At 66.0% G+C, this 13,202-nt stretch carries 10 protein-coding genes and 4 tRNA genes; 4 read left to right on the forward strand and 10 right to left on the reverse strand.

Annotated features, from left to right (window positions below; translation table 11 throughout):
- Positions 1-115: 115 nt before the first annotated feature.
- From lon to UYS_RS0208185, 8 genes are all read right to left on the reverse strand, one after another.
- A complete protein-coding gene (gene lon / locus UYS_RS0208150; protein ID WP_016855019.1) occupies positions 116-2,524 on the reverse strand; it encodes an endopeptidase La in 2,409 nt (802 codons plus the stop codon).
- A 164-nt stretch (positions 2,525-2,688) separates the two neighbouring features.
- A complete protein-coding gene (clpX, locus tag UYS_RS0208155) occupies positions 2,689-3,966 on the reverse strand; it encodes an ATP-dependent Clp protease ATP-binding subunit ClpX (RefSeq protein WP_016855020.1) in 1,278 nt (425 codons plus the stop codon).
- A gap of 76 nt (positions 3,967-4,042) precedes the next feature.
- Positions 4,043-4,663 (reverse strand): ATP-dependent Clp endopeptidase proteolytic subunit ClpP, encoded by a 621-nt coding sequence (gene clpP, locus UYS_RS0208160; RefSeq protein WP_016855021.1) that lies wholly within the window; start codon positions 4,661-4,663, stop codon positions 4,043-4,045.
- 233 nt (positions 4,664-4,896) lie between these two features.
- Entirely contained in the window at positions 4,897-6,252 is a 1,356-nt protein-coding gene (gene tig / locus UYS_RS0208165; protein WP_016855022.1) for a trigger factor, read from the reverse strand.
- Between the two features lie 297 nt (positions 6,253-6,549).
- Positions 6,550-6,624: transfer RNA gene (locus UYS_RS0208170), tRNA-His, on the reverse strand.
- A 23-nt stretch (positions 6,625-6,647) separates the two neighbouring features.
- Positions 6,648-6,722: transfer RNA gene (locus UYS_RS0208175), tRNA-His, on the reverse strand.
- Between the two features lie 51 nt (positions 6,723-6,773).
- Positions 6,774-6,850: transfer RNA gene (locus UYS_RS0208180), tRNA-Arg, on the reverse strand.
- Positions 6,851-6,917: 67 nt separating this feature from the next.
- A tRNA-Pro gene (locus UYS_RS0208185) sits at positions 6,918-6,994 on the reverse strand.
- 238 nt (positions 6,995-7,232) lie between these two features.
- Between UYS_RS0208185 and folD the strand changes: the two genes are divergently transcribed.
- From folD to UYS_RS0208200, 3 genes are all read left to right on the forward strand, one after another.
- Positions 7,233-8,102, forward strand: a complete 870-nt coding sequence (gene folD, locus UYS_RS0208190) for a bifunctional methylenetetrahydrofolate dehydrogenase/methenyltetrahydrofolate cyclohydrolase FolD (RefSeq protein WP_016855023.1) — start codon at positions 7,233-7,235, stop codon at positions 8,100-8,102.
- Between the two features lie 220 nt (positions 8,103-8,322).
- Positions 8,323-9,057, forward strand: coding sequence for a 5'-methylthioadenosine/S-adenosylhomocysteine nucleosidase (gene mtnN / locus UYS_RS0208195; RefSeq protein WP_016855024.1), 735 nt, complete (start codon positions 8,323-8,325; stop codon positions 9,055-9,057).
- A 3-nt stretch (positions 9,058-9,060) separates the two neighbouring features.
- A complete protein-coding gene (locus tag UYS_RS0208200) occupies positions 9,061-9,987 on the forward strand; it encodes an alpha/beta hydrolase (RefSeq protein ID WP_016855025.1) in 927 nt (308 codons plus the stop codon).
- Between the two features lie 105 nt (positions 9,988-10,092).
- Here the strand turns inward: UYS_RS0208200 and pyrC are convergent, their stop codons facing one another.
- Positions 10,093-11,130 (reverse strand): dihydroorotase, encoded by a 1,038-nt coding sequence (gene pyrC / locus UYS_RS0208205; RefSeq protein WP_026068425.1) that lies wholly within the window; start codon positions 11,128-11,130, stop codon positions 10,093-10,095.
- A gap of 338 nt (positions 11,131-11,468) precedes the next feature.
- Here pyrC and UYS_RS0208210 point away from each other — a divergent pair, with 338 nt between their 5' ends.
- Positions 11,469-11,909 (forward strand): hypothetical protein, encoded by a 441-nt coding sequence (locus UYS_RS0208210; RefSeq protein ID WP_016855027.1) that lies wholly within the window; start codon positions 11,469-11,471, stop codon positions 11,907-11,909.
- Positions 11,910-11,935: 26 nt separating this feature from the next.
- Here UYS_RS0208210 and UYS_RS0208215 read toward each other — a convergent pair whose 3' ends face one another.
- Positions 11,936-13,177: an NAD(P)/FAD-dependent oxidoreductase gene (locus UYS_RS0208215; RefSeq protein WP_026068426.1), complete on the reverse strand. Its 1,242-nt coding sequence runs from the start codon at positions 13,175-13,177 to the stop codon at positions 11,936-11,938.
- Positions 13,178-13,202 lie beyond the last annotated feature (25 nt).

Raw genomic sequence — 13,202 nt, forward strand, 5'->3', positions numbered from 1 at the left:
GCGATCACAGCATGGCGGTAGTTTATAGCAATGCGATGAAAGACGTGTCAAGCAACCTTCCCTGACAATCCCCGTCATGCCGGGGTTTTCACCCCGGCAATAGGGAAAAAAGTCGTCAGTGTGTACTGATCATCGAGTGAGAAGAGGCCTCGTCTTCCGCTCGAGAATCTTCATCCGGTGCACCGAGCTTTTCGCTCAGGGCCACCTCGAGGACTTCGTCGATCCAACGCACGGGTCGGATATCGAGTGCCTGCTTGATGTTGTCCGGGACCTCCTTGAGGTCTCGGCGGTTCTCCTCCGGAATAAGCACGGTATTTATACCACCGCGCCTGGCGGCCAGCAATTTCTCCTTGAGGCCACCGATCGGCATCACTTCGCCGCGCAGATTGACCTCACCGGTCATGGCCACGTTGCAGCGAACCGGCCGGCCGGTATAGGCGGAGATCATCGCCGTGACCATGGCCACGCCGGCGCTGGGGCCGTCCTTCGGCGTCGCGCCCTCCGGCACGTGGATGTGCAGGTCTTCCTTCTCGAACCGCTCGGGATCGATACCGAAGCTGGCGGCCCGTGCGCGCACCACGGTCTGAGCGGCGCTCACGGATTCCTTCATCACGTCACCCAGCGAGCCGGTCTTGTTGATGCGTCCCTTGCCGGGGGTCACCACCGACTCGATGTTGAGCAGCTCGCCGCCCACCGAGGTCCAGGCCAGGCCGGTGACGCGGCCCACCTGATCTTCCTGGTCGGCCAGGCCATAGCTGTAGCGACGCACGCCGGCATAGGCCTCGATATCGGCCGCGGCCAGGATCGCCGGTGCCTGGGCGCCCTCCTTGGCTTCCTGCTCGATACGCTCGCGCAGCACCTTGCGACAGACCTTGGCGATCTGGCGCTCGAGCTCACGCACGCCGGCCTCGCGGCTGTAGTAGCGGATCAGCTCCAGCAGCGCCTCATCGGCGAAGCCGAGCTCGTCCTCCTTGAAGCCGTTGGCCTTGAGCTGCTTGGGCACCAGGTAGCGCTTGGCGATGGCCAGCTTCTCGTCCTCGGTGTAACCGGGCAGACGAATCACTTCCATGCGGTCGAGCAGCGGCCCCGGAATGTTCATCGAGTTGGCGGTGCAGATGAACAGGGTCTCGGACAGATCGTAGTCCAGCTCCAGGTAGTGGTCGCTGAACTTGTCGTTCTGCTCCGGATCGAGCACCTCGAGCAGCGCCGAGGAGGGATCGCCGCGGTGGTCCATGCCGACCTTGTCGACCTCGTCGAGCAGGAACAGCGGGTTCTTGACCCCGGCCTTGCTCATGCGCTGGATCGGCTTGCCGGGCAGCGAGCCGATGTAGGTCCGACGGTGACCGCGGATCTCGGACTCGTCGCGCACGCCGCCGAGCGCCAGACGCACATACTTGCGGTTGGTGGCGCGGGCGATGGAGCGCCCCAGCGAGGTCTTGCCGACGCCGGGCGGCCCCACCAGGCACAGCACCGGACCCTTGAGCTTCTTGACCCGCTTGTGCACGGCCAGGTACTCGAGGATGCGTTCCTTGACCTCTTCGAGGCCGTAGTGATCCTCGTCCAGCACCTGCTGGGCGTGGGCGAGGTCGTGGCGCACGCGGGTGCGCTTCTTCCACGGCACCGCGATCAGCCAGTCCAGATAGGAGCGCACCACCGTGGCCTCGGCGGAGGACGGCGTCATCATGCGCAGCTTGCCGAGCTCCTGACGCGCCTTCTCGGCGGCGTCCTTGGGCATGCCGGACTCTTCGATGGCCTGCTCGTACTTGTCGGCCTCGTTGGGCGCATTCTCGAGCTCGCCCATCTCCTTCTGGATGGCCTTCATCTGCTCGTTCAGGTAGTACTCGCGCTGGGACTTCTCCATCTGGTCCTTGACCCGCGAGCGGATGCGCTTCTCTACCTGAAGCAGATCGATCTCGGATTCGATCAGCGCCATCAGGTGCTCGATGCGGTCGCGCACGCGATCCATCTCGAGCAACTGCTGCTTGTCGTCGATCTTCAGCGACAGGTGGGCACAGATGGTGTCCACCAGCCGGCTCGGATCCTCGATGCCCGACAGCGAGTTGAGCACCTCGTTGGGCACCTTCTTGGACATCTTCACGTACTGCTCGAACTGGTTGAGCAGCACGCGGACGAGCGACTCCTGCTCGCGCTCGGACAGCGGCTCGCTGTCGCGCAGCACCACCTCGGCGCGGCTGTAGCCCTCGTCGACGGCCAGGATGTCCCGGATGTCGGCCCGGGATTCACCCTCGATCAGCACCTTGACGGTGCCGTCGGGCAGCTTGAGCAGCTGCATGATCTCGGCCACGGTGCCGATGGCGAACAGGTCCTCGTTATCGGGATCGTCCTTGCTGGCCTCACGCTGCGCCACCAGCAGCACGCGCTTGTCGGCCTCCATGGCGGCTTCCAGCGCCTGGATGGACTTTTCACGGCCGACGAACAGCGGGATGACCATCTGCGGGTAGACGACCACGTCCCGCAGCGGCAAAAGGGGCAGACTCTGGGTCTGTTCGGCGTTCTGCTGCATCGCAGACCTTCCTCAAACGATCAGTGGAGATACCCAAGGAATGGGGGCGATGACGCGGCATTGCAAGGCCAGGGCAATGACGGCGCAAAGAAAAGGGCCGCCGAAGCGGCCCTTGGGTCGACGACGCCCGATCGGGGGCGCCGCACCGGAGCGAGACGAGCGTCTCAGCCGTCGGTGCCGTCGACCTTCGGCGATTCCTGCTGGGAGTAAATCAGCAGCGGCTCGCTTTCACCGGCGATGACGGAGGCGTCGATCACCACCTTGGAGACGCCTTCCAGGGAAGGAATCTCGTACATGGTGTCGAGCAGCACCGACTCGAGGATCGAGCGCAGGCCGCGGGCGCCGGTCTTGCGCTCCATGGCCTTGTGAGCCACGGCCCGCAGGGCGTCCTCGCGGAAGTCGAGCTCGACGTTCTCCATCTCGAACAGCCGGGCGTACTGCTTGATCAGCGAGTTCTTCGGCTCGGTGAGGATCTGAATCAGCGCATCCTCGGTGAGCTCGGTCAGGGTCGCGATCACCGGCAGACGGCCGACGAACTCGGGGATCAGGCCGAACTTGACCAGATCCTCGGGCTCCACGTCCATCAGCAGGTCGCCGACGCCCTTGGTCTCGTCCTTGCTCTTCACCTCGGCGTTGAAGCCGATGCCGCCCTTCTCGGCACGGTCACGGATGACCTTGTCGAGGCCGGCGAAGGCGCCGCCGACGATGAACAGCATGTTGGTGGTGTCGACCTGGACGAACTCCTGCTGCGGATGCTTGCGGCCGCCCTGCGGCGGCACCGAGGCGGTGGTGCCCTCGATCAGCTTGAGCAGCGCCTGCTGCACGCCCTCACCGGAGACATCCCGAGTGATGGACGGGTTGTCCGACTTGCGCGAGATCTTGTCGATCTCGTCGATGTAGACGATGCCGCGCTGGGCCTTGTCCACGTCGTAGTCGCACTTCTGCAGCAGCTTCTGGATGATGTTCTCGACATCCTCGCCGACGTAGCCTGCCTCGGTGAGCGTGGTGGCATCGGCGATGGTGAACGGCACGTTGAGCAGCCGCGCGAGCGTCTCGGCCAGCAGCGTCTTGCCGCTACCGGTCGGGCCGATCAGCAGGATGTTCGACTTGCCGAGCTCCACCTCGTCCTTGGACGCGTAACGAAGCCGCTTGTAGTGGTTGTAGACCGCCACCGACAGCACCATCTTGGCGCGGTCCTGGCCGATCACATAGTCGTCGAGGGTGTGACGAATCTCGCGGGGGGCAGGCAGACGCTCCTCGTCGCTCTCGGCATCGGCATCGAGCACCTCCTCGCGAATGATGTCGTTGCACAGATCGACACACTCGTCGCAGATATAGACGGACGGGCCGGCAATCAGCTTGCGCACTTCGTTCTGGTTCTTGCCGCAGAACGAGCAGTACAGCAGCTTGCCGCCTTCGTCCTTGCCTTTGCCGTCGGCCATTCGCGTACCTCTCTCGCAGCGGCGGCCCGCGGGCCGCCGGGAATCACGTAATCACAGCGTGGTTGATTTCACGCTATCAGGATGTCGGCCGCTTATCCAGCACGGCGTCGATCAGGCCATATTCCGCCGCCTGAGGGCCGCTCATGAAGTTGTCGCGGTCGGTATCCCGAGCAATGGTCTCGAAGTCCTGACCGGTGTGGTCGGCCAGAATCTGGTTGAGCTTCTCGCGGATGCCGAGGATCTCGCGGGTGTGGATCTCGATGTCCGAAGCCTGACCCTGGTAGCCGCCCAGGGGCTGGTGGATCATCATCCGCGAATTGGGCAGGCAGTAGCGCTTGCCCGCTGCGCCGCCGGCCAGCAGCAGCGCACCCATGCTCGCCGCCTGACCGATGCACACGGTAGAGACGTCGGGCTTGATGAACTGCATGGTGTCGTAGATCGACATCCCCGCGGTGACGGAGCCACCCGGCGAGTTGATGTACAGATGAATGTCCTTGTCCGGATTCTCGGACTCCAGGAACAGCATCTGTGCCACCAGCAGGTTGGCCGTATAGTCCTCGACCGGCCCCACCAGGAAGATCACGCGCTCCTTGAGCAGGCGGGAGTAGATATCGTAGGCCCGCTCGCCGCGTGCGCTCTGTTCGACCACCATCGGCACCAGGCCGCCGGCGGATTGGGTATCGAACTCGTTGCTCATGATGATGTCCTTGCGTCCGATGTGTGGGGGCGACACCAGTAGCCCGCCGGGCCAGCTGATCTCGCGAGGGTCACGACGTTGTCTTACCTCAGGATGAGGTGGGGGTGAATAGCGGACTATTCAACGCCGTCCCTCGACAGAGGAGGAAAACGTCGCTCGCCGACGCCGATCCACGCGTCCCGGCGGGATGACCGCCTTCCCGTCCGCGGCGGACGGGAAGGCGGAAACAACCATCAGGCCTGGGCGTCGGCCTCGTCGGCCTCTTCGTCGTCGGCTTCGCCACCCTGCTGCTGAGCGGCGGCCAGCGCCTCCTGATAGCTCATCTCGACGTCCTTGACGCTGGCCTGGGCCAGCAGCACGTCGACGGCCTTCTCTTCGAGGACCGCGGACTTGACCTGATCCTTCATCTGGTCGTTGCCCATGTAGTACTCGACGACCTGCTGCGGCTCCTGGTACTGCTGGGCCAGCTCTTCGACCTTGGCCTTGATCTCGTCATCGGAGACGTCGAGCTCATTGACCTTGATCACTTCGGCCAGCAGCAGACCGATCTGCACCCGGCTCTTGGCCTGCTCGGCGAACAGCTCGTCCGGCAGCTGGCTGACGTCGAAGTCCTCGCCGAGGCCGAACTGCTGGGCGGCCTGACGCTTGAGACCGTCGGTCTCCTGCTGCACCAGGGCCTGCGGCACCGGGATGTCGTTGGCCTGCTTGAGCGCCTCGAGCACCTGCTGCTTGACGCGGTTGTCGACGGCCTGGGCGGCCTCGCGGGTCATGTTCTTGGTGATCTCGTCACGGAACTTGGCCAGATCGCCGTCCTCGACGCCGAACTTCTCGACGAAGGCCGCATCGATCTCGGGCAGGGCCTGCGCCTTGACGCCGTTGACCTTGACCTTGAAGGTCGCTTCCTGACCGGCCAGCTGCTCGGCCTGGTAGTCCTCGGGGAAGGTGACCTTGATCTCCTTGTCCTCACCGGCCTTGGCACCGATCAGCTGCTCCTCGAAGCCGGGGATGAAGCTGCCGGAACCGATCACCAGGTCGTGGCCCTCGGCGCTGCCGCCTTCGAACGGCTCGTCGCCCAGGTAGCCCTGGAAGTCGATGTTGACCTGGTCGCCATCCTCGGCGGCACGCTCGACCTCTTCCCAGGCGGCGTTCTGCTTGCGCAGGGTCTCGATCATCTCGTCGACGTCGGCGTCGGTCACCTGGGCCACCGGACGCTCGACCTCGGTGCCTTCGATGGAGGCCAGCTCGACTTCCGGATAGATCTCCAGGGTCGCGGTGAACTCGAGATCCTTGCCCGCCTCGTTGACGTGGGCTTCGATCTGCGGGTTACCGGCCGGATTCAGGCTCTCGTCGGTGATGGCCTTGACGTAACGCTCGCGCATCACCTCGCCGACCACCTCGTCGCGCACGCCACGGCCGTAGCGCTGGCGGATCACGGACATCGGCACCTTGCCCTGACGGAAACCATCTAGGCGCACGTTCTTGGCGGCGTCCTTGAGGCGAGTGGCAACGGCATCGTCGATTTCGGCGGCCGGCACCTGCACCGTGATGCGGCGTTCAATCTGGGAGGTCGTATCGACGGAAACTTGCATGAATTGTCCTCTACCGACTGGGGCGTTCAGTGTGTAAAAAAAGCGCTGCGTGAAGAGCGTTCAAACGTTCAAGGGCAAGGATTTTATGAATCCCGCCCAGCAGTGGCAAGCGCCATGCGTGAAGATATGGGGGCGATCACCCGATTAGACAAGGGCTCGGCGCCGATTCTCCGTGACGCGATGTCAGCCGGCCACGAAGTGACCCTGACACGGAAACGACAGAACCGCCGCTCACCTCAGAATGGGTGGCAGCGCCAGGAATCCGAACGATCAGAATCATGTAAAGAAGGGAGGCAATGGGGTGGATGATGGGGATCGAACCCACGACCACCGGAGCCACAATCCGGGGCTCTACCACTGAGCTACATCCACCACTGCCTGGGGTGATATCGAAATGGGGTGGATGATGGGGATCGAACCCACGACCACCGGAGCCACAATCCGGGGCTCTACCACTGAGCTACATCCACCATTTCGATTTCCGCTCGACCGACACGAGACCGCATAGACGCCATACTGACTGGCGCGCCCAGCAGGACTCGAACCTGCAACCTACGGCTTAGAAGGCCGTTGCTCTATCCGGTTGAGCTATGGGCGCATTCTACGTTCCCGAGCATCTTACCGCAAGAGGAAAATTGGATTTTTTCTATTCAATCAACATCTTGTGGTCGGGGTGGAGGGATTTGAACCCCCGACATCCTGCTCCCAAAGCAGGCGCGCTACCAGACTGCGCTACACCCCGCCGGCTCTTGCACGGCCTCGACGCCGCCGCAGAGGCCTCATCGAGCGCTGCGTATTCTACGGATCTCTCCGCGTTCGTCAAGCCACAATGCCCTTTGATCAGGATGTTAGCCGACGCCCTCTTCTCCTCTGCCCTGCTCACGCGCCTGAGCGCCGAGATTGCTTTGCCTGGACGCCGGCTCATGCGAAAATCGCCGCTCTTTTTCTCACCGTCTTCTTTTCACCCAGAGGAAAACTCGATGTCCGCCCAACTGATCGATGGCAAGTCCATTGCCGCCCGAGTTCGCCAGCAGGTCGCACGCCAGGTGCAGGCACGCCACGAGGCCGGCGCACGGGTCCCGGGACTGGCCGTCGTGCTGGTGGGGCAGGATCCGGCGTCTTCCGTCTATGTGCGCAACAAGCAGCGCGCCTGCGAGGAAGCCGGCATTCAGTCGACCAAGTACGAGCTGCCCGCCGAGACCTCACAGGCCGAACTCGAGGGCCTGGTCGACCGCCTCAACGCCGACCCGAGCGTCGACGGCATCCTGGTTCAGCTGCCGCTGCCCGACCACCTGGATTCGCGCCCGATCCTCGAGCGCATCCTCCCCCATAAAGACGTCGACGGCTTTCACCCCTATAACCTCGGCCGCCTGGCGCAGCGCCTGCCGCTGCTGCGGCCCTGCACGCCCAAGGGCATCATCACCTTGCTGCAGGACACCGGCGTGGACGTTCGCGGCCTCGACGCCACCGTGGTCGGCGCCTCCAACATCGTCGGCCGCCCCATGGCGCTGGAGCTGATGCTGGCCGGCTGCACCACGACCGTCTGCCACCGCTTCACGCGGAACCTCGAGGAGCACGTGCGCCGCGCCGAGCTGCTGGTGGTGGCCGTCGGCATGCCGGGCCTGGTCAAGGGCGAGTGGGTCCGCGACGATGCCATCGTCATCGACGTCGGCATCAACCGCCAGGACGACGGCCGCCTGATCGGCGACGTGGAATTCGAGCCCGCCGCCGCCCGCGCCAGCTACATCACCCCGGTTCCCGGTGGCGTGGGCCCGATGACCGTCGCCTCGCTGCTCGAGAACACCCTGCTCGCCGCCGAGATGCACGACGCCATGGATAGCAAGGGCTGACGCCCAGCGTCGGCGCCCATTGGGCCACGGAAGCCGGCCACTGCCGTGCACCCGTGGCCCGATTTCGTTAAAATGTGCCGCTGATTCCCCACGACGCGCGAGGATCGCCAAGGGCACCGCCCGCGGCTTTCTCACCCAGCGTGACGAATGGGCCCAGGTCTTCGGCGACGACGCCGGCCCCTTCCCTCTGACCCCTTCACTTCGCGGAGACACCGGATAGATGAAACGCATCGGCATCATCGGCGCCATGGCCCAGGAAGTCGCCCGACTGGCGGACATGCTCGAGGATCGTGAGACCCGCACCCACGTCGGCTCCACCTTCCACCAAGGCCGGCTGCACGGCGTCGAGGTGGTGGTGCTGCAGTCCGGGATCGGCAAGGTGAACGCCGCCATCGGCACCACCCTGCTGATGGACATGTACCAGCCGGAGGCGATCATCAACACCGGCTCCGCCGGCGGCTTCGGCGAAGGGCTCGAGATCGGTGACGTGGTGGTCTCCAGCGAGGTGCGCCACCACGACGTCGACGCCGTGGTGTTCGGCTATGAGCATGGTCAGGTGCCACAGATGCCGGCCGCCTACCTGCCCGACCAGCGCCTGGTCACGGTCGCCCGCGAGTGCGTCGAGGCAATGAACGAGGTCCGCGCGGTCGAGGGCCTGATCGCCACCGGCGACGTCTTCATGGCCTGCCCCGAGCTGGTGGCCAAGACGCGTTCGCGCTTCCCCACCATGCTGGCCGCCGAGATGGAAGCCGCGGCCATCGCCCAGACCTGCCATCTCTATGGCTGCCCCTTCGTGGTGATCCGCGCCCTGTCCGACATCGCCGGCGGTGGCGACAACCACCTGTCGTTCGAGGAGTTCCTCGACAAGGCCGCCGACCACTCGACGCGCATGGTCACCGCCATGGTGGCGCGGCTCGCCGAGCCGGCGACCGCGAGCGTCGTCGTCGAGGACTGACGAGTGCCCGGGCGCCGTTCCCGCCTGCTGGGGCTGGCCCTGTGCCTGCCCCTGCTGTTCGGCGGCTGCGCTAGCCAGCGCAGCACCGATGGCGCCCCGGCCATCGAGGCCCCGAACGACACCCCCGCCACGGTCGAGACGTCCTTCCGGCGGCTATCCGATCGCGTCTACACGCCGCCGGAATGGCCCGCCCCGCTGACCGCCCAGGTCTATCTGCCGGACACCCCGGGCGAAGCCCGTCGCCCGGCGGCGCTGGTCGTCCACGGCGGCGGCTGGCAGCGACGCGACCCCGGCGACATGGTGCCGATCGCCGAACGACTGGCCGCCCGCGGCTTCGTGGTCGCCAACGTCGCCTACCGCTTCGCTCCCGACCATCGCTTCCCCGCCCAGCTGCACGATCTGCAGATCGCCATGGCCTGGCTGCATGATCATGCCGACGCCTGGCGCATCGACACCGATCGCATCGTGGGCGTGGGCTATTCCAGCGGCGCCCACCTTGTCAGCCTGCTCGGCGTGCAGCGGCCGGACTCCCCGCTCGATACGCCCTACGGCGGCGACAGGACGCGCCTGGCCGCGGTGGTGGCCGGCGGCCTGCCCAGCGACCTGATGAAGTTCGACGACGGCCGCCTGGTCAGGGAGTTCATCGGCGGCACCCGTGCCGAGAAGCCCCGCGCCTATCGCCTGGCCTCCCCCGCCCGCCAGGTCGGGCCACAGACGCCGCCCCACTTCCTGTTCCACGGCGATCGGGACGGCCTGGTGCCGGTGGATCACGCCACCGACATGTATCGTCGCCTCGATGCCGCCGGCGTTCCCGCCGAGCTCTACCTGCAGAAATGGCGCGGCCATATCACCGCCTTCCTGACCCGCGACGGCGCCATGGACGCCGCCCTCGCCTTCCTCGACGAGCAACTCTCCACGACCGAGGAATAAGCGGCAAGCCAACGTGCGAAATGTGTGACGCCCCAAAACAAACACCCCGACGGCATCCGCCGTCGGGGTGTCCTGTGACGCGTCGCCCGGGCCTCGGCGCAGGCGTTAGTCGCGCAGCTTCCAGCCTAGCGTCTCACCGGCCGGAAGCGGCACGATGACCCGGCCATCGGCGTAGGGCAGGCTCTCCGGCAGGGTCCACTCCTCACGCGCCAGGGTCACGGTCTCGGCATTGCGCGGCAGTCCGTAGAAGTCCGGCCCGTGGTGGCTGGCGAAGCCTTCCAGACGATCCAGCGCGCCGGCCTGCTCGAAGGCCGTGGCGTAGAGCTCCAGGGCGTGCGGCGCGGTGTAGGCGCCGGCACAGCCGCAGGCACTTTCCTTGTCGCCCTTGGCATGGGGCGCGCTGTCGGTGCCGAGAAAGAACTTGCCGCTGCCCGAGGTCGCCGCCTCGATCAGCGCCTGGCGATGACGCTCTCGCTTGAGGATCGGCAGGCAGTAATAGTGGGGCTTGATGCCGCCGACCAGCATCTGGTTGCGGTTGAACAGCAGATGGTGCGCGGTGATGGTGGCCGCGACGTTGGCCGGGGCCTCGGCCACGAAGGCCGCCGCATCGGCCGTGGTGATGTGCTCGAAGACCACCTTGAGCGACGGATGGCGCTCCAGCAGCGGCTTCATCACTCGCTCGATGAAGATCGCCTCGCGATCGAAGATGTCGATCTCGGCGTCGGTCACCTCGCCGTGAACCAGCAGCGGCATGCCGAGGCGCGCCATGGCGGCGATGGCCGCATCGCAGTGGGCCAGGTCGGTGACGCCGGAGTCGGAGTTGGTGGTGGCACCCGCCGGGTACAGCTTGACCGCCTGCACCAGCCCGGAGGCGTGGGCGCGCTCGATCTCCTCGGCCGAGGTGCGATCGGTGAGATAGAGCGTCATCAGCGGCTCGAAGTCGAGCCCGTCCGGCACCGCCGCCAGGATGCGATCGCGATAGGCCAGCGCCTGCTCGGTGGTGGTCACCGGCGGCTTGAGGTTGGGCATGATGATGGCACGGCCCATCTGCCGGGCACTGGCGGAGACCACGGCGGACAGCACCGCGCCATCGCGCAGGTGAAGATGCCAGTCGTCGGGGCGGGTCAGGGTCAAGGAAGTCACGATCAATCCTGTCTCGGCGATTCCGGGAATGGGCCTCGCGGGCCCGGCGTCGCCGGCAGTATACCGGAAGCGGGCCCCGGGCCGGGATGCGATTTACGCGGCCGGCCGTCGGCGGCACGCCCCACCGGCCGCTCGAGCGCACGACAGCGGCGAACACGGGTGGGTCGGCCGGCCACGATGCCGTATCATGGGTGCGGATCCTGCCAGGCCTGTCGAGCCCTCGCCGCGACCCGAGGACGTGAGTCGCGCGACGGCCTGCATCATGTCGGCGACCCTGGCCAAGCGTCAGCGCTCATGGCGGATCCGCGACACGTCCGACAGAATTTCCGGGAGAGAACATGCCGAAGGTACGTCACTACGCCGACCTCGTCGCCATCCTGGCCGGCCTGATGTGGCTGCTGGTCTACTGGTCGGTGAGCTATTCGGTGTACATCGACAACATCGAGCCCACCATGGCGGCACTGCTGATCGCCGGCAGCCTGATCATGATCAGCTTCGTGCACCGACCCATCCGCGTGCTGCTGAGCCGGTATCACGTGCGCAAGCGCCGCACCGAGATGTGGATGCATATCCTCGCCCTGCCCCTCGGCCTGGCCTTCCTGCTGGCCATTCTCATCGAGCACCTGATCACGCCGATCAACGGCATCCAGAAGATGCTGCTGTTCAACGTGCTGGCCACCGCCGGCTGGCTGGTGTTCATCTTCACCCTGGCGGTCAAGCTGCTGATTCATGTGGTCAAGGAAAAGCGCCGCCATCGCGAGGAGCGCAAGGCCCAGTAGCCGCGCGCGGCGCCTCGCCCGCCGACTCAGAAGCGATCGACCCGGAACGGCCGCATGTCGATCGCCGGCGCCTCCCCCGCCATCATCTGCGCCAGCAGCTCCCCGGTGGCCGGCCCCAGGGTGAAGCCCTGGTGGCCGTGGCCGAAGGCGCACCACAGCCCCGCCTGCCCCTCCACTCGGCCAATCACCGGCTTCATGTCCGGCGTGCAGGGCCTCGCGCCCTTCCAGGCCTCGGCATCGAGACGCTCGCCCAGCGGATACAGGTCACGGGCGCGCGCCTCGGCCGCCGCCAGCTGCTGCGTATGCGGCGGCGCCTCGAGGCGCTCGAGCTCGGCGCCGGTGGTCAGGCGAATGCCTGCCCGCATCGGCGCCAGCAGATAGCCGACCTCGGCATCCATCACCCAGTGATTCAGTCGCGCACTATCTCGGCTGACGTAATGCATGTGATAGCCACGCTTGGCAAACAGCGGCACCGACACGCCGAGCCGCGACAGCCACTGGCGCGACCAGGGCCCGAGGGCCAGCACCACCGACGCGGCCGACAGCGTCTCGGCCCCGGCGGTGACGCGCCAGTGGCCATCGCCCCCCGACAGCGTTTCGACCTCGGCCTTGACGATGCGCCCACCCTCACGCTCGAATGCCTCGGCATAGGCCGAGACCAGCGCGCCGGGATCGGCCACCGTCCAGGGATCCAGCCAGTGAATGGCACCGGCCAGCCCCTCGCCCAGGCTGGGCTCCATATCGGCCAGCGCCGCGGCATCGAGCGCACGATAGCGCACGCCGAACTGCGCCGCATTCTCTTCGGCCTGGGCCAGACGCGCCTCGAGGGCGGACTGACGGCGATACACCTCGAGCCAACCCTCACGGCGCACCAGCGACTCGGCGCCTGCGGCCTCGATCATCGCCCCGTGGGCGTCCAGGCAGCGTGCGATCAGCGAGGCGTATTCGGGCACGATCCGCCGATACCGATCGGGGGAAGAATTTTTCCAGTACTGCCAGAGCGGGCCGGCCGACTCGAGCATGCCGCCGGGGCGATAGCGGATATCCACCTGCCGATTGGGCAGGACGCGCCACAGGGTGCCGAGATCACGCGGGAAGGGATACGGCCGTACGGCCTCGCGCTGGATGATGCCGGCATTGCCGAACGAGGTTTCGCGGCCGGGCTCACGACGATCCACCAGGGTGACGTCATGCCCGCGCCGGGCCAGGTGCCAGGCCACCGACACGCCAACCATGCCCGCTCCCAGTACGATAGTGCCACTGCTCATCCGCTCATTCCCTCGTCGATGCGTA

Source organism: Halomonas smyrnensis AAD6, from assembly GCF_000265245.1.
Lineage (GTDB): Bacteria > Pseudomonadota > Gammaproteobacteria > Pseudomonadales > Halomonadaceae > Halomonas > Halomonas smyrnensis.

Excerpts from the sequence above, each read along its gene's own strand:
- clpP (WP_016855021.1), bottom strand. The coding sequence starts at position 4,663 with ATGAGCAACGAGTTCGATACCCAATCCGCCGGCGGCCTGGTGCCGATG.
- tig (WP_016855022.1), bottom strand. The coding sequence starts at position 6,252 with ATGCAAGTTTCCGTCGATACGACCTCCCAGATTGAACGCCGCATCACG.
- folD (WP_016855023.1), top strand. The coding sequence starts at position 7,233 with ATGTCCGCCCAACTGATCGATGGCAAGTCCATTGCCGCCCGAGTTCGC.
- lon (WP_016855019.1), bottom strand. The coding sequence starts at position 2,524 with ATGCAGCAGAACGCCGAACAGACCCAGAGTCTGCCCCTTTTGCCGCTG.
- mtnN (WP_016855024.1), top strand. The coding sequence starts at position 8,323 with ATGAAACGCATCGGCATCATCGGCGCCATGGCCCAGGAAGTCGCCCGA.
- UYS_RS0208215 (WP_026068426.1), bottom strand. The coding sequence starts at position 13,177 with ATGAGCAGTGGCACTATCGTACTGGGAGCGGGCATGGTTGGCGTGTCG.
- UYS_RS0208210 (WP_016855027.1), top strand. The coding sequence starts at position 11,469 with ATGCCGAAGGTACGTCACTACGCCGACCTCGTCGCCATCCTGGCCGGC.
- clpX (WP_016855020.1), bottom strand. The coding sequence starts at position 3,966 with ATGGCCGACGGCAAAGGCAAGGACGAAGGCGGCAAGCTGCTGTACTGC.